The 15,984-nt window shown below is 67.2% G+C and carries 12 protein-coding genes and 1 pseudogene; 4 read left to right on the top strand and 9 right to left on the bottom strand.

Annotation, left to right across the window (positions count from 1 at the left end):
* Positions 1-166: 166 nt before the first annotated feature.
* Together ACFUO4_RS37780 and ACFUO4_RS37775 are read right to left on the bottom strand one after the other, a co-directional pair.
* Entirely contained in the window at positions 167-358 is a 192-nt protein-coding gene (locus tag ACFUO4_RS37780) for a hypothetical protein (protein WP_383493520.1), read from the bottom strand.
* 337 nt (positions 359-695) lie between these two features.
* On the bottom strand, positions 696-3,233 hold the full coding sequence (locus ACFUO4_RS37775) for a S8 family serine peptidase (protein WP_383493517.1): 2,538 nt from the start codon (positions 3,231-3,233) through the stop codon (positions 696-698).
* A 267-nt stretch (positions 3,234-3,500) separates the two neighbouring features.
* Here ACFUO4_RS37775 and ACFUO4_RS37770 point away from each other — a divergent pair, with 267 nt between their 5' ends.
* Entirely contained in the window at positions 3,501-4,211 is a 711-nt protein-coding gene (locus ACFUO4_RS37770) for a BTAD domain-containing putative transcriptional regulator (protein ID WP_383493515.1), read from the top strand.
* 19 nt (positions 4,212-4,230) lie between these two features.
* Positions 4,231-4,704, top strand: a complete 474-nt coding sequence (locus ACFUO4_RS37765) for a DUF6292 family protein (protein WP_383493512.1) — start codon at positions 4,231-4,233, stop codon at positions 4,702-4,704.
* Positions 4,705-5,710: 1,006 nt separating this feature from the next.
* Here the strand turns inward: ACFUO4_RS37765 and ACFUO4_RS37760 are convergent.
* From ACFUO4_RS37760 to ACFUO4_RS37730, 7 genes and pseudogenes are all read right to left on the bottom strand, one after another.
* A complete protein-coding gene (locus ACFUO4_RS37760; RefSeq protein ID WP_383493509.1) occupies positions 5,711-6,310 on the bottom strand; it encodes a hypothetical protein in 600 nt (199 codons plus the stop codon).
* 247 nt (positions 6,311-6,557) lie between these two features.
* Positions 6,558-6,959: a signal peptidase I gene (locus ACFUO4_RS37755; protein WP_383493506.1), complete on the bottom strand. Its 402-nt coding sequence runs from the start codon at positions 6,957-6,959 to the stop codon at positions 6,558-6,560.
* Positions 6,960-7,261: 302 nt separating this feature from the next.
* Positions 7,262-10,006: an FG-GAP repeat domain-containing protein gene (locus ACFUO4_RS37750; protein ID WP_383493504.1), complete on the bottom strand. Its 2,745-nt coding sequence runs from the start codon at positions 10,004-10,006 to the stop codon at positions 7,262-7,264.
* A 248-nt stretch (positions 10,007-10,254) separates the two neighbouring features.
* Positions 10,255-10,476 (bottom strand): annotated as a pseudogene (locus ACFUO4_RS37745) (GNAT family N-acetyltransferase); the annotation flags it as partial.
* Between the two features lie 239 nt (positions 10,477-10,715).
* The gene (locus tag ACFUO4_RS37740; RefSeq protein ID WP_383493501.1) at positions 10,716-11,957 is read right to left on the bottom strand and encodes a hypothetical protein; all 1,242 of its coding nucleotides are present in this window, start codon (positions 11,955-11,957) and stop codon (positions 10,716-10,718) included.
* Between the two features lie 288 nt (positions 11,958-12,245).
* Positions 12,246-12,950, bottom strand: coding sequence for a beta-ketoacyl-ACP reductase (locus ACFUO4_RS37735; protein ID WP_383493498.1), 705 nt, complete (start codon positions 12,948-12,950; stop codon positions 12,246-12,248).
* A gap of 40 nt (positions 12,951-12,990) precedes the next feature.
* On the bottom strand, positions 12,991-13,707 hold the full coding sequence (locus ACFUO4_RS37730; protein ID WP_383493956.1) for a helix-turn-helix domain-containing protein: 717 nt from the start codon (positions 13,705-13,707) through the stop codon (positions 12,991-12,993).
* Positions 13,708-13,961: 254 nt separating this feature from the next.
* Between ACFUO4_RS37730 and ACFUO4_RS37725 the strand changes: the two genes are divergently transcribed.
* On the top strand, positions 13,962-14,834 hold the full coding sequence (locus tag ACFUO4_RS37725) for a helix-turn-helix transcriptional regulator (RefSeq protein ID WP_383493495.1): 873 nt from the start codon (positions 13,962-13,964) through the stop codon (positions 14,832-14,834).
* Positions 14,835-14,897: 63 nt separating this feature from the next.
* Entirely contained in the window at positions 14,898-15,884 is a 987-nt protein-coding gene (locus tag ACFUO4_RS37720) for an MBL fold metallo-hydrolase (RefSeq protein ID WP_383493493.1), read from the top strand.
* Positions 15,885-15,984: the final 100 nt, after the last annotated feature.

Below are 15,984 nucleotides of genomic sequence, written 5' to 3'. Positions count from 1 at the left end.
CGACGGGCGGCGCCTGGCGCGGCATCGCGAGGATGACCGGCGTGTGCCTGTCCGCCTTCCATTCGTTGTACTCGGTCGTTTCGAACATCATCGTGCTCCTATGCTTGATGACCAGGCCGTCGGCTCGGCGGCCAGTTGCCTGTTCAGTGCAGGCCGTTAGGCGGGCTTAGAGGAGACCGCCCAGGCCGCGGAGGATCGTGCCGAAGATGGTGCTGGCTTCGACGCCGGAGGTTCCGTCGGTGTGCGTGGGCGCACTGCGGGTGCGGTCGACGGGCGGCGCCTGGCGCGGCATCGCGAGGATGACCGGCGTGTGCCTGTCCGCCTTCCATTCGTTGTACTCGGTCGTTTCGAACATCATCGTGTCCTCTCGTTTGACGCGGACTGTGTGGTCGCTCGCGACTCCGACACGGAGGCGACCTAGCAGCCTCCATCGGCCAGTTGCTTGTCACGCGTGCCTCCCGACGGATGGATCAGACGTAGACGCCCTGCTTGGCAAGGCACATCTGCCGAGCCATCCCGGTCATCTCCGTACAGCGCATTGCTGCTTGAACTCCGTACTGGGTGTTTTCCGCTGCTGGCGGCGGCCCTTCGTTCCGCCACACGGGCCGGGCCTGGACGGGAAGTGCCAGATGAGGATTTTTGTCTGCGTAGTTCATAGCTGACCTCTCTTCGTTCGCCCGTGTGCTGGCGAGCGCTCAGAACTCGCCGAGGAAGGTGTGAGGCGGCGCCAGGCTGACCGGTACCGTCGCGTTGACGTCGACCGTGAACAGGTAGGAAACCTTTGCCCGCCGGTCGTTCTCCGGGTCGATGAAGCTGACGATGACGTCCTGGCAGTCCGAGTCCATGCGCTGGTACGGGCTCTTCTTGACCGTGATGGTGTCCAGCGTGTAGAGGTGGTCGTCCTTTACCCCGGGGGTGTACTTGGCTGACAACAGCCCATCCTTGATCTGGTTCCCGAGCTGGAACGCGTTGGTGCCGGCGTAGTTCAAAGCCCGGTCGGCGGAGCTTTGGCCAAGGTTGCGGAACTGGTAGTAGATCTTGTCGAGGAACGCCCGCAGCGTCCGCTCGAGCTCCATCCGGTCCGTCGCGATTTCTGCAGGCCCATCAGTGGGCAGGATCTCGTCCATCACGGCGTTGATCAGCGCGGTCTCGTTCCAGGTAGCGAGGCCACGACCATCGACTCTCACCTTGGGAACTTTCTGTCCGGAATAGAGCCGGACGGTCTCGCCCGTCAGTACTCCGGGCACCGACACCTGCGAGATGTAGTCCCTGGGCGCGTGCTCCTTCGCCCCGACGATGGCCCCGTGCTTTGCATTGCGGGCGTCCGATATTCCGTGTGGCTGCCCCTCCGCGTCAGGCGGCGCTAGAGGTACGTCGCGGATCTGTCCCCAGATAGCGTCCCGGAAGATCTTGTACACCCTGGAGACTGGCGGGTATGACTGGCCCTGGAGCGAGTGATCCAGGAGAAGCTGCGCGAGCTTCTCCTGATCTTGCGCGGCCTGGTGTGCCAATGCCTTCGCTTGCTCCAAGTCGACAGTGGGGCCACCCCAGTCCATCCCTGCCGGCAACTCGGCTTCCAGTGCATAGACCGGAGTCCGGCCGATCTCGAGCGTCCATGTCAGCTTGTCCGACGCCCACGGATTCGCTGCCAGGTAGTTGCGCAACTGCAGCGGGTCGTACGGGTTCGGGTCCCTGTAGACCGGCCTCCCGTCCGGTCCCGGATCCGGCTCGAGGTGCGGCGGCATCTGCTGGCGGAAACTGTCGCGGGTTGCCTCGGTACGGAAGTCGAACCCGATGTTGCCGATGGCGTAGACCAAAGGACGCTGGGTTCCCCCGTCCCCGAATCCGCAAGCTGGGCGGACACCGGCTCCCTGGCCTGCTACACCGCCGACGGGGGACGGACCGGGCGGAAGGACCGTGCCGAGCCCTGCCCCTGCCGACCCACCCACCGGCGCGGGCGTACCTTCCGCGTATGTGACGTCACTGCCGGGGCCGGCCTGCCCGGCCGCCGATGCCTGTGGGCCCTGTGCTTGAGCACAGGTGTCGGCACCTCCGCAACCGCAGGCGCACGCTGGCAGGACACCCGCCGCGGGGTCCTCGGCGCTGGGCGGGGCGGCGGCAGCCCCCGGGTCGGGGTCGGGCTGCGGTGTACTCATTGCGGCGCTTGCCCCTTCACTCACCGCGGCGGTCTCCTGCGGAGCGCCTGCGTTCGGCTGGATGGCTTCCATGGCCTCGGCTCCCTCGTCTGTGTCGTCCTTGGTGTACGCCTGCGGATTCAGCGCCTTCGGTGTGTCCCCCGGCTGGTTGGAAGCCCGGTCCTGCCGGCGCTGCACGGCCGTCTGCATGGTGCCGCCGCCCGTGATGAGTTGATGGGCTCGGGCAGCGTCCAACCTGCCGACGAGATGCCGACGGCAGTGCGGGGCATCCTCTGGATAGCAGCGGGGGGCGGTCGCGCTGGTCAGGATCGCCTGGCCCGCGGCCTTGGGATCCGGGTGGCGCTTCAGTCGAAGCTGAGCCGCCACCAGCAGCGCGGCGACACCGGAGACAATCGGTGTGGCGAAACTGCTGCCCGTCAGCGTCCTCACTCCGCCGCCGACGGCGGCACCCTCGATGTCCTGGCCCGGGGCGATCACACCATTGCGGCGGTATGCCGCACCCCAGTTGTTAAATGCCATCGGTTGGCCATTGACGTCCGAGGCGCCGACGGCCAGTACGGACGGGGCGGCGGCGGGGGCGTGGAGGCAGTCACACCCGTCGTTGCCGACGGCGGCCACCACCAGCACCCCGCGGTCGTCGCACATCCGAAGGGCGCGCTCCAGCATGCTGACCAGTTGCCCATCTGGGGCGCGCTCGCCGCCGCTGATGTTGATGATGTGGGCGCCTGCCTCGACGGCCTGCTCGATCGCCCGCGCGAGATCCAGCTGCGGCACGCGGCTACCTTCGGCATCCGGGAACACCGGAAGGATCAGTCCGCGGCACCGAGGCGCCACACCCATCACAGTGCGATCGGACTGGCCAAAGATCAGGCTGGCGACATGGGTTCCGTGCAACGACATCAGTCCTTGCCCAGCTGGCTCCTGCACCAGCGTGTCCAGCCGGGTGAGGTCGGCACCCTCGAAGCAGGGGTGAGACAGGTCCACGGGCCCGTCGAGCACAGCAATGCACACGGCGGGGTCGCCAAGAAGCTCATGCTGCGGGAGCTGAAGCCCCTGAAGCACTGAACGGGCGTCCATCCGATTCCCCTAACGCTTCCTGACCGGCACGGGCGGCACGTCTTCAAAAGCGTCTGGCGGGGTCGTTCCATCAGCGTCGTGCCGAGTGGCGGTAGCACGTTCTGGAAACGTTGCTGATCCGTTTCCATGCCGTTGCCGTAGTAGATAGACGGCCGTTCACTCGCACGGGTGGAGAAAACTTGCAACGACGGCAATCTCTAATGCATGTGAGATGTCAAAGGCATATACCGGATGCGCGGAACACACGCTGGCTGCACAGTGGTTGGTGTGTCTTGTGATCGTGCGTTCCTCGACCTGCTGGGCTTCTTTGAGTTCGGCTGCACCAGGAGGGTCGCGCTGCCCATGGGAGCGCAGCGTCTGCTGGCCTTTCTCGCGTTGCAGAGCGATGGGGCTCACCGGGCCACGACAGCCGAGCAGTTGTGGCCTGATTGCACCAGCTGTCGGGCGGCTGCGAACCTGCGATCGGCCCTATGCCAGGCCAGGCGAGTGGGGTCGGTGACAGTCATCGAATGCATTGGCCAGCGTTTGCGGCTCTCCGAGTTGATCAACGTTGATCTCCATAGGGTGACAGAGTCTGCGCGGCAGATCATCGCTGCGCAGAATCCTGTGACCGCCCTAGGCAACGGGCTGATCGAGGACCTGAGCAAAGAGCTATTGCCAGGTTGGTCGGAAGGCTGGCTGATGTTGGAACGCGAGCGATGGAACCAACTGCGCATACACGCACTGGAGAGCCTGGCTCAGCAGTACCAAACAGCTGAGCAGTACCTTTCTGCTCTCCAAACCGCGCTCGCTGTAATCGCCATCGACCCGTTCCGCGAGACAGCTCATCGCATCCTTATCGAGGTACACGTCGCTGAAGGAAACTTCGCCAGCGCCCTCAAGTGCTACCGGGACTACCAGGCTTTCCTGCAGCAGGAACTCGATGCCGTGCCCTCGCCTCAGATGAGGCAGCTGGTACAGGAGCTGAAGTCCGCTTAACGGCGGCCTGACCACCTACATGTGGCTGACCTGGGACGCCAGCCGCACCAGCGGCCGCAGCAGTGGCATCCGCCTGCACTGGCAGGAACGCCGCGGCTGGTTCTACGCCCTCACCGGCCTCAACACTCGCGACGTCCTCTTCTACGCGCCCCTCGCGCCGCTGCGCACTGTCGTTCCCGACCCGGAGCACGTCGCGGACGTCGCCGACCAGCTGGTCCGCTACCGGCAGATTCCCGATGTGGAGTACCGCACGGAATGGGAGCGGGGGGAGGAACTCCGGGCCGCTGCCCGCGACTTCCGCCGCGCCGTGCTTGGCCTGCCGCCGCTCGCAGCCCTCGAGGCGGCAACCGAGCCAGGCAGGAGACCGAACGCGGTGAAGGAGCAGGGCATGCGGCTGACGATCGACACCCTCACCGACGCCTATGAGCAGGCGCTTGCCGTCGTGGAGGCCGCCTACGGGCGCAACCCGATGCCCCGCATGGCCGTTCACTGAGCGATCTTGGGCAAGCGCTGAGGCCGGCCCGGGAGAACGCGAGCGGCGACGGCCCCGGGGAGGGCGGGGCGTGGCCCGGCCGTGTGAGTACCGGCTTCTTCTACTCTCTCCTCACAGGTCGACACTCTGAAGCCCACCTGAACTGTGCGCTGGCGAAAGGAAGGAGGGCCCGTCGTCGAGCTGACGGGCCCTCCTGCTGCACCGGGATACCGGTGAGCGCCTCCTACATGGGGGTTTGACCGCAGCAGGCGACGGTGTGGGTCTGGTCGGCGCTGGTGAGGGGTGCTGCCGCGAGTACGGCCGCCAGCGCGACGAACAAGCCGATTACTGCTTTACGCATTGCATCTCCTTGTCGGACTTCGGCTGGCGGCAGAGATGGACGCGTCCGCGAGCTGACGGGCCCTCATGCTGCACCGAGGTACCGGTGAGCGCCTCCTACTTGGGGGTGTGACCGCAGCAGGCGACGGTGTGGGTCTGGTCGGCGCTGGTGAGGGGTGCTGCCGCGAGTACGGCCGCCAGTGCCACGAACAAGCCGATTACTGCTTTGCGCATCGCATCTCCTTGTCGGTTTCGTTCGGTACTTCCGCTGGCGATAGCTCTGAGGAAGCAGGGCGCGTCCGCGAGCTGACGGGCCCTCATGCTGCAACCGGTGAGCGCCTCCTACTTGGGGGTTTGACCGCAGCAGGCGACGGTGTGGGTCTGGTCGGCGCTGGTGAGGGGTGCTGCCGCGAGTACGGCCGCCAGTGCCACGAACAAGCCGATTACTGCTTTACGCATCGGATCTCCTCGTCGGTCGCGTTCAGCACTTCCGCCAGCGACAGCTGGCGGAAGTGCTGGCATGGCCGTTTGCCGCTGCAGGCGCGCACGTGGTGGTGTCGGAAGGCGGTGTGCCCTACGTCGTCGACCCTAGGGAGGGGGCGATAGATGCGACAAGCGAATGTCTGGCATGGCTGCCATCCGGAAACCGCATGAGACAAGGCTGCCGCGCCTCCGGAACCCGCGCTGGTTACGCGCCTCCGAGAGGGGTGATAGCGGCCGGCGGGGTGAGGGCGGCGCGCTGGCGCAGGGCGTGGGTCAGGGAGGCCAGGGGACGGCGGCGGTGATGGTCGGCTTCCGGGGCCTTGGCGAGTTTTTGTAGGAGGCGGGCGCGGCCGTCCTCGACGGTGCGGTCCTCGGTAAGGACCTTGCTGAACGTCTTCATCATCGCGTCGGGCCCGGTGGAGGCGCCGGTAGAGGCAGGGGCGGGTGCCGGCAGGGCGCCGTGCTCGCTGGGGGAGAGACCGGGAGAAGTCTCGGGTTGCAGGAGGGGGGTGTTGTGGGCGTCGTTGAGGAGCTGGTCGAAGTGGTCGGTGTCGCCGCCGAGGATCTGGACGAAGGTGTGCAGGACAGGGCGGGGCGGTAGGACGTTCGTCTCGAGGATGGAGGCGACGTTGCCGACGGTGAGGACCCAGCGGCTGGCGACGGCGATGTCGGCGGGGCTGGGGCGGCCGGCGCGCAGGTGGAGGGTGTGGATGGCGGCGCGCAGGCGTTCGGTGCCGGTCAGGGGGGTGTCCGGGCTGCTGGCGGGTTCCGTGGTCCGGTCGCGGAGCTTCTCCGACTCCCACACAGTGCGCAGGACTTCGGGGTCGGCGCCGCAGGCCTGGGCGAACTTGCGGGTCAGGTCCCAGGTGGGGACGCGGTGCGTTGCCTGGCCGGCCGCTTGGTGTCATTCGGCGCGGTCACCGGCGTCGTGCTCTCGGCCGCAAACAGGTTTCCGGTGCGGAGACCATGTGACCTGCACCTGTAGGACGGAGGTGGTTGTGAGAGACGTGCTCTGCAGGGACGATCGTTCGGCTGAGGCCCTGCAGAGCCTTTCAGATGAGGCCCGGGGACACTGCAGCGGAATCATCCTCATGGGTCACCTTGTAGCCAGGGACGGAGGGCCAGCGAACTGTCAACACCACGGATTCCTCCTCGGCGAACCAGGAGTGATCGACGCCTTGGCCCCAAACGACGTAGTCCCCCTGCCGAGCCAGGAGAACACTGCGCCCGGGTAGCTCCACGCGGAAGCGCCCGCTGATCAGGACCAGCAGGGCGGTGCGCTCTTCGCCAGTCACCCACTGAGCCCGCTCATCGCCCCGCGGATGGACACCCCATTTGATCTCCACGTCCTCACTGTGGCGAGGATCGGAGGCGTCCTTGAAATGTCCCAGCAGCCATCCCCGATCCAAAGCAGCGTCACTGCCCGCATTACCCACATACACGCTATCCGTCATGGCTCCGGAACGTAGCAGTCAGCCGCATCAGCACTCGCAGGAGCAGCCACGGCCACGTTTACAACCGGTCCTAGGCCTCGGCGAACGGGACCAGGTGGTCATGGGGATCGCTGCGGATAGGTTCCTTCGGCGTCCTGCGGCCAGGCGCATCCACGGACACGCCGCCAGTGCAGAGCCGCAGAGGACTGCCGCCGCGTCGGCATCCCGGTCAGGGCCCAGTCGCGGCCTGGACGGCGCCGCGGATGGCCCTGTCCACGGACCGGTCGCCCACCAGTTCCACGACGTGGCCGGGAAGTGCCCTTCTAGAAGAGGCCCTTGTAGCCCTGCCAGCCGGTGGCGACCTTCACGCGCGCTCCGAAGGATCCCCTGCCGTCACCGTTGTTGCGCCAGAGAACGCCGGCGCTGTCCCGGGAGACCAGGTCGGCCTTCCCGTCGCCCGTGATGTCCCCGACGCCGACGATCACGTTGTAGGAGCCTCCCCAGTCGGAGAAGACCTTCGTGCGGGCGCCGAACGTGCCGGTGCCGGTGCCGTAGTACCGGTACAGGTTGTTCGCCTTGTCCTGGGCGAGGAGGTCGCTGATGCCGTCGCCGTTCAGGTCTCCGGCCCCGACGATCTTCTTGTAGGTCTTCCAGTTGTCGTAGAGCTTGACCCGCGCCGACAGCGTGCCGGTGCTGGTGCCCTTGTAGAGGTACACCGTCCCGGTCGAGGAGTTCCGCGCGATCAGGTCGGGGCGGCCGTCCTTGGTGACGTCACCGGGCGCGGTCAGCACGTCGTACTGGTTCCAGCCGGACGTGCCCAGCGAGGTGTACGGCGTCGAGGGCTTCAGTGCGGCACCGCATTCCGGCTTGTAGGCCCGCAGGGCACCACTGCTCAGCCGGATGAGGACGTCGTTGCACCGGTCCCCGCTGAGGTCGCCGAACGGCACCGCCTTGAGAGAGGTCGGCCAGCCGCTGCCGCTCACCTTGTCGGAGAACGCACCCTTGCCGGTGCCCTGCTGGAAGGTCAGCGCGCCGGAGGCGTTGAGGGTGAGGAGGTCGCCGATGCCGTCCCGGCCCGCATGATCGCGCCGCACGGGAGCGGCGAGAGCCCCACCCGGCAACAGGTGGATGCGCTCGCCGCTGTCGACGAAAGCCACGCGGCCACTGTCAGGATCCAGGGTCCAGCGCACGCGTCGGTCCGAGGTGCTGCCCTCGGGCATCAGGTTCTTCGTCGCGGGCAGATCCGCCAGATCGACGTTCACCGCCTGCCCGGAACGGACGTCGGTGCGCACCAGCTTGCCGCGCTCGTTGTCATGGCGGACCACAAACCCGTCAGCCATCAGCGCGTCCCCCACGGGCACGGCCACCGACCGGCCGCGGGAGCGGTCGAACACGCCGGCCTTCTGCTGCGCGGCGCACGCCCAATAGACGAACCGGCCATTGGCCTGCAGATCGTTTGGCACGCATGCCGATCCGACGTTGACGTCGACCGCAGCGGCCGTCGAGCCGAGACGGCTCATCGACAGGTGCCCGGCGGTGGACGTCGTGGTCCACACCTGTCCGTCCCACAGGGTGGCCGCCACGGCCTTGCGCGTCGCCACGACCTTGGACTGCGTCCAATCGACGAGGAAATGCTTGTGGTTCGGCCCGCCGGAGAGCAGCGCGTACCGGCCCTGCGCGGCGCTCACCTCGCCGTAGAAGCCCTCAACTACCAGCGTCTGGACCTCACCGGCGGACGTACGACGGTGTATCAACTGGGAGTTGTCCACGTCGTTGTAGACGACGGATCCGTCGCCGGTGCCGAACAGCCGCACACAACTGTTCACGAAGATGCACGCCTTGACCCCTCCGCCAGCCTGGCGGACCGGCCCCACCTGGGGGACCGTATCGGCCGACACCGTGCGCGTATTGAACATGAGGTCCCATGCTGGGGACGAGGTCTGGTCGGTCCAGGCAAGGGTGCCGCCCACCAGTGAGAGTCCGTCGACGGGCGCCGGCACCGGCGGCAGGTCCATCAGTTCCTCGGTGGCGATCTGCCCGTCCGGCGCCTCGATGATGCGGTGCATGCCCCAGTGGGCCTTGTCCGGACCGCCCACCACGATGGCCGATCCGTCCGCCGAGTTGTGCACCCAGCCGTCCATCTGCGGCAGCAGCATGCGCCATTCACCCGCATCGGTCAGGGGCCGGGTGAGCACGGCACGCGTCTCGTCGCCGTAGGTGGCCACCACCACATCGTCACCGACGACCGTGAAGTCGGTCTTCCCCATAGTGCCCTGGGACGGAACGGTGATCACCGGTCCGTCCAGCGCGTCGCGGCGCAGCAGCCGCGCACCGGCTCCCGGGTACCACCAGCCGACATAGCCCTCGTTCAGGACGGGCAGCCGGGCAGAGTTCGCGTTGTAGGGGGCGAACAGCTTGGTCCATGACCCGTCGCGGACGTCGACGAGCACGAGTTGGTCAAGGAAGACCTGGGGGTCTTCGGTCGGCACTCGGTAGCGCAGCAGCAGCGAGCGGTCATCCCTTCCGCTCAATGCGAGGAGCTTCGCGTCGGCCGGCCAGCCGGTCACCTTCGTGTCCTCAGTGCCACCCCCGGCCGCCTGCTTCAGCAGGTGCAGTTCACGGACGTTGCTCGAGCCGCCCAGGTAGGCGACCACGGCACCTTCGCCAGCCGTCCCCGCATAGGTTAGACCGGTGGGGACGGTCACCGAGCCCCGGTCCTCGCCGGAGCCCATCGTGCGGAAGTGGACGACCCGACGGCCCTCGGCGTCGGTCGACAGGGTGTAGGTAGTGTCCGACTGGGCGAGAGAATTGGGCTGCTGGGTACCGGCGAACTCGGTCACCTGCCGGGTCTGGCGTGTCGCATAGTCGGTCCAGAGCCAGCCGCTGGAGCCCTCCGGGCTCGACAGCACACCTGTGTCGCCGAAGCCGATGAACACCGGGTTGCGCGGGGTGCTGCGGTCTGCGGCGGGAAGCACGACCTCGCCCGCCCCAACGACCTGGTCAGCCCCGACATCCGTCATCCCGGTCGGCACGGCGCCCGGAGCAGCCGCGGTCAGGACAACGGTCACAGCCAGGACGCCACCCCCTCTGCCCAACAGACAGCGTCGCACGACCTTGCTGACCTTCACGGAACCCCCCGGCCCCTCGCCCCTGCCAGACCGTGCCCCGGGAGACCCCGACAGCCTGTAAATGAAATGTGCATGCCCTGAGCGGGTGACGGGAGCCTATCAGCGCACACCAGTGGGGCTGCCGGGATAAACAGGGCGGCGGAAAAGAGCCGTCCCGCAGAACAAGGCCGCAGGCTGACACGCTCGGGTCAGCCTTTCAGGTGAAGCTCCTGCCGGTTCAAGCGGATGCTGAGCTGGCTGCCCAGCTCGCGAAACCCCAGCGCCCGCGCGCCGTTACGGGAAGCCATCGGACGGGCGCGCCACTGCGGGAGCAGACCGTCGGCGAGTGCCTGCGCCACCGCCGCAGAAGCGACCTTCCGCGCCAGCCCGCGGTCTCTTTCCCCCGGCGCGGTGAGCACGCACAGAGGGGCAGCTGCTGCAGACCAGGCGAGGCCCGGGCTGCGTGCCGAGGCTCAATCAGCTTCCCGGTCGAGGCCTCCGACCTCCTCGCCGGCACCCTGCGATCGCGACCAGCCGCTGGCCCTGACGGCCTGCGCCGCCGCGAGGACGGCACTCAGCGCGGTATTCACCTCTGAAGGCGTCGTGGTTGGGTTCATAGGCGCCGTGGCCTGATGTGTGCCGTGTGTTCGTGGCTTGGAGCGGGACGGCCTCACCAGAGGGCTCGTTCCCTGGCGTCGCAAACAGCCTCCCACTCGGCGAAGGTCTCGCACTGCTCGGCGGTGCGCGCACGGCGGGCCCGGTCCGCCTCCGCGAATGAGGCGAGAATCTGGTCGCGGATGACGAATCCGGGAGGATCGGGCTCACGCTCGACGGGTGGCGGACGTCGTGTGAGGCGGGCGCGAACCTTGTCGATTGCGGCCAGGAACGCAGCGTTGGGTGGTACCCCGCAGGGTGTGTGCTTGCTGCCGATTTCAGCAGGGGGCTCGTCGCGGCTGACGGTCTCGTTCCAGCGGGCCATGATCAAACTGGCGGGGGAAGCCGGCCGCCGGGGCACGTGCCATGCTGAGAGGTCGGCGGCGAGGTCGGCGGGGGAGAGGCCGACGGCGATCCAGGGCCGCAGAGCAAAGGCGAGGCGGCGCAGCCCCTCGCCCTGGGTCCAGGTCACCCGGCGGCGTACCCAGGCGGCGACCGAGATGGCGCGGGCGGCTTGGTCGGGGCTGGCCTGGTAGGGCTCGGGTACGCCGTGTTGGCGTGGCGTCCGCGGCCGTGTGCTGCCGGTCAGGCGGGTGTTGTTCTTCTCCCCTCTCATCTCAGCTGTAGGAGGTAGGTGGTTGCTCTTACAGGAAGGGGTGTCACCGTGGCGGGCGGGTCGCGCTCGTCGACGGGCGTCGGCGATGGCCATCTGGCGTCCGTGGTCGGTGAATCCGATGTGCCGGGCGTGGTAGCCGTGGCCGCGCACACGGTGGCCGAACGCGTCGTCCCAGGCGCGCGGGACGACGGCGGCGTAGATGGTGGCAGTGCCAGCCCACTCGCCGCTTCCGGCGGGACGGCTATTGCTCCGGCTTCCGTGGACAGCCCACACGAGGGGGCCGAGCTCGCGCAGGACGGCGATATGCCGATCCAAGGTGCGCCGACTGATACTTAGGCGAGGCCACATCGTGTCGCGGCAGTAGGCGACGTGCCCGTCGGCGTTCAGACGTGCAGCGAGATCCCGCGCTACGCGCAGCGTGGTGGGGCTGGCCTTGGGGTGCAGGCCCTGTGCGATGGCCCAGGTCGCTGCGCGCAGGAAGTCGCCGCGCCGGGTGCGTCGGGACGCGGTGGTGTTGATCTCCTGGTCCGCGTGATCGCGGACCAGAAGTAATCGGCTCTTGTGGGATGTTCGGTCTTCTCCGTGCCGTGGGCTCGGAGAAGCGGCGATTGCTTGGACCGGCGCACGGGCATGCTGCATCATGGGCAGAGCACGCCCTCCTTTCGGGCATGCACGAACCCCTCTTCGGTGGGGTCGGGTTCTTCGGGAACCAAGTGATCCGCCCTGGCACGGGCGGTGTCGCCCGGTCTTGGGACCGGGTTCTTCACCAGGCGGGCTGGACACTCGCCTGGTGGTGGCAGAGGTGCGGCAGGCGGGCCAAGGTGCTGGACACACCTAGGGCTTGCTGCCGCGGGGCAGCCCCCGCGGGGGACTGCCCCGCTGTCAGATCATGCGCTCATCGGGCTCCAAGGTGGCGGACGGTCGCGAAGGTCAGTGGCCCATGCCGGCGCCGCCGTCGACGGGTACGACGGCTCCAGTGATGTAGGCGGCCTGCTCGGAGGCAAGGAAGGCGACGGTCGCGGCAACCTCCTCGGGGCGGGCGAGGCGGCCGAGGGGAATCTGGCTCTTGAGGCTCTCGAGCTGCTCTTCGCTCAGCTGCTGACTCATGGTCGTCTGGGTGAGGCCGGGGGCCACCACGTTGAAGGTGATGCCTCGGGAGCCGAGCTCGCGGGCCATGGATCGGGCGAACCCGATGAGGCCTGCCTTGGAGGCGGCGTAGTTGGCCTGGCCGATCTCACCGCGAAGGGCCACAGCGGAGGAGATAAAGACGACGCGGCCCTTCTTGGCGCGCAGCATGCCGCGCGAGGCGCGCTTGGTGACGCGGAAGGCGCCGACGAGGTTGGTGTCCAGGACGGCAGAGAAGTCGCTCTCGCTCATGCGCACCAGGAGCTGGTCGTTGGTGATGCCGGCGTTCGCAATGAGAACCTCCACCGGGCCGTGCTCTTCCTCGACTTGCTTGAACGCGGCATCGACCTGGGCGGTGTCGGTGATGTCGCAACGGACGGCGAGGAGGTCTTCGGGGGGTTCGCCCGAGCGGTAGGTGATGGCGACGCGGTCGCCGTCAGCGGCGAGGTGGCGGGCGATGGCGAGACCTATGCCGCGGTTGCCGCCGGTGATCAGGACTGAACGGGACACGGGGTGCCTTTCCCTGGTGCGTTGCGGATGTTGGAGTCGATCAGCTTGCTTGGTGTGCTCTGGTGCGTGTGAGCTGTCCGCTCAGAGTCGCGGCCGTGTTCATCACTGCTGTTACGTACCGGGCGCGGGTAGCAGCCCGCTGCATCGGCGCGTCATGGGCCAGCAGCGCAACGGATCCAGCGACGGTCGAGCCGTACCAGAGGGGCGCTGCGATGAAGGTCCGGCCCGGCAGAGGGGATGGACCGATAGCGTGGCCTTCCTCGCGGATATGCGTCGTGGCAGCTGTTTTGCCGCCGACAGTTCCGAGGCAAGCGAGAATCGCCAGGCCAGCCGCATCGGCTTGTAAGGGCGCTGATTCGAGAGATTGCAATGCGCTCTGAGGTGATACGAGGACCTCGTCAATGTGTGGACCGTATGCCCGTTCCGCGCAGATTCTCAGCGGAGCACCGATGAAATGAGGCCGGTACACAAAGGCAACCTGCCCAGTCCTCGACTGTAAGGTAACGATCTCGGCCCTCACGACAGCTGAGGGTGGATCAGCTCGGAAGCTCGAGGCGGGTGTCGACGAGGAGGGACTGTGCAGCGCGTTCGTCAGCGCGTAACGAGCACGCGGACCACGCTGCTCGACAGCACCCTCTCTCAACAACGCTTGCAGATACCGGTGAACGGTCGGCGCAGGAAGGCTCGCGGACTCGGCGATGGAGGCCAGGGGATGTTCACCTGGGCCGAGATTGATCAGCGCTCTGATCACCGCCATGGTGCGTGCCACGGCGCCGCCCGTACGGTCGGACGGGGCGGCAACTGGAGGCACCAACGCGAACTCCCCCTCGCGATCGTCGAGGACCCTCGCGTCTCCCACAACGCGGATTCGATCCGGGGAGCGATTCTTCCCGTCCATGATCCCGCTCACCAGGCCCTGAATTTTCCGGTCCTCGATTTTCAGGAGCGAGCACTTCCTGTATATCGCACGGGCGTCACGGGGATGGCGGCACGGGGAAGGTCTGGACAGTGATGAATCAGAAGGTTCCGTTGCAGGAGCTGCTGCAATGGAAGCGGGGCGAGATAGACCCGGTCGAGCTCGGCTGGCCCAAGCGCACGGGGCGGGGCCGGCGCTCCCGCGGACTATCCCAAGCCCAGGTCGCTCAAGCCCTGTTCGTCACAGAGAAGACCTACGCCGAGTTCGAGCGCGGCAACAACCCGCAGCCGACCACCGAGTTTCTGGACAACGTGGCCAAGGTGTTGAGGATGAAAGAGCGTGAACGGACCGCGCTCTACGTCTACGCGGTCGGCTACGAGCCCCCCTTCCCTCTGGACCCCATGGCCGGAACGAACGTGGCCCCCGCCTGGCAGGAAGCCGTGAACGGAGTCTCCGGCCAGCCCTGCTACATCAACGATGTCGCCTGGAACGTGCTGGCAGCCAACGACGACTTCAAGCTCATGTTCCCCCAACCCGAGGGCAGACCTCCCGAGCTGCCCGAACGCAACATGATCCGTTGGATGCTCCTGCGAGAGGACGCGCGTGAGCACCATCTGGTCGACTGGGACACCCGCTGGGCGCCGCAAGTCGCAGCACAGTTACGCACGGCAGTTGCGGCACACCCGGACAATGCAGACCTCCAGACACTCGACAAGGAGGTCCACGACGATCCGGTTGCAGGACCGATCTACCGCGACCACAGCCTTGCCTACATTCACCCCGACGGCGACGCTCGGCCGATGCGGCACGCCGGGTACATGCCCCCTCGCGGCACCGAGGACCACCGCACCCGTTGTTGCGATCGGCACGCGCCGTCCCAGCTGGGCACTGTCACGATGTGTGCCGCCCAGCCCTTCGGCAGTCCGGGCGCCCGGTTCTTCCTCTTGCCCTTCGTCCCGCATCTCTGACTCCATGTCAGCAGACGCTCTGGCGGCTAGGTTTCCCCGGACCAGCTTCGGCACCCACAATGCATGCCTATGGCAGCAACTGAACTGAGACGAATCGCGGCCGGTGTCTGGGCCTGGCAGCCCAGCTACGAGGCGACCTGGGGCATGGCCAACTGTGGTCTCATCGCCTCAGCGGACCAAGCCCTCATCATTGATACGCCCTACACGCCAGCCTTGACCGACGCCTTCCTCACCTCGGTCCGCTCGGCTGTCGGCCCGGACGTCGCCTTAGACCACGTTGCAGTCACCCACGCCAATGGCGACCACACCTGGGGACTTCAGCTGCTCCCCGGGGCGACCGTACACGCCACCCATGCCACGCTCGACCATCAGTGCCTGGAGCCAAAACCAGAACAGGTGCAGGCGCTCATCCATGACACTGACCCCGGCCAGCCGTTGGGCTGGTACTTCCGGGAGCACTTCGGCAAGTTCGACTTCGCCGGCATACAGGTGCTCCCGCCGACCACGACGTTCTCGGGACGCCACGACCTGACCGTTGGCAACACCCCCGTGGAGCTGCACGAGGTCGGACCCGCCCACACCGTCGGTGACCTCATCGTCCACCTGCCCGAACAGCGGGTGGTCTTTGCCGGCGACATTGTCTTCGCCGGAGATCACCCCTCGCACTGGGCCGGCCCGCTCGAGCGTGTCGCCGCCGCCTGTGCACAGATCCTGGATCTCGACCCCGAGTGGATCGTCCCGGGCCACGGGCCCCTCATGACACCCGATGACCTGCACGACTACGTCACCTACCTCGACGACCTCGCCGACCAGGCCTATGTGATGCATGGTCAGGGTCGCAGCGCCATCGAGGCCGCACGAATCCTGATCAAGGAGGACCGCTACCCCGGCCTCGGTCTTCCCGAACGCCTCGCCATCACCCTCAGCACGGAATACCGCCACCTCAACCATGACGCCGCCGCCCCGAACCTGGTGGACCTGATGAACCACGCGGCCCGCATCGCCTGGGACCTCGCGAGCGGCCCGTTCGAGCACACGGCCGGCCCCTGACAGCCGTGCCCGGACGAGTTCCAACGGGTGAAACAGGAACGCCTCACCGTTCCTGCCACTGAAATAGCAGGTCCCTACAGGGGTGTACGTCTTGCCCCGC

Source organism: Streptomyces sp. NPDC057280 (assembly GCF_042668605.1).
Classification (GTDB): Bacteria; Actinomycetota; Actinomycetes; order Streptomycetales; family Streptomycetaceae; genus Streptomyces.
Note: the sequence above shows the minus strand (reverse complement) of the source record. Positions and strands in the feature narration are given on the sequence as shown.